The sequence below is a fragment of the Arthrobacter sp. Y3223164 genome (assembly GCF_059091005.1).
The window spans coordinates 1-420 of record NZ_JBNHGF010000876.1; the positions used below are offsets into that span (position 1 = coordinate 1).

A 420-nucleotide genomic window follows, 5' to 3' on the forward strand; every position below is an offset into this window, starting at 1 on the left:
CGGGCGCGCGCATAGCCCAACGGGTCCGGCCGCAGGCCCACCAGCAGCAGCACGGCGCCGATGGCCATGCCCGCCATCGAGAACAGGAATGGTCCGGAGGATTCGGGCAACCCGAGCGCAGCGCCCAATTCGGCGCCCGGGCGGATCAGGTTGGGGCCGGCCACGGCACCGACCGTGATGGACCAGACCACGAAGGCCAGGTCCCGGCCGCGATGCTGTGGCACGGCCAGGTCCACCGCCGCGAAACGGGCCTGCAGGTTGGCTGCGTTGCCGACCCCCAAGAGGGCGGAGCCGGCCAGCAGCACCGCAAAGGATCCGGTGACCGGGGCCAGCGCCATCAACGCCGAACCCAGCAGGGCCAGCAGCAGACCGGTGACCAGCGCCCGCCGGCGTCCGGAACGGGCGGCGACACCGGCCAAC

General features: G+C 73.1%; 1 protein-coding gene. It reads right to left on the bottom strand.

Annotated elements, in window-relative coordinates:
• The coding region (locus AC5RUJ_RS18500) for an MFS transporter (protein ID WP_494156546.1) at nt 1-420 on the bottom strand (420 nt) is incomplete at both ends.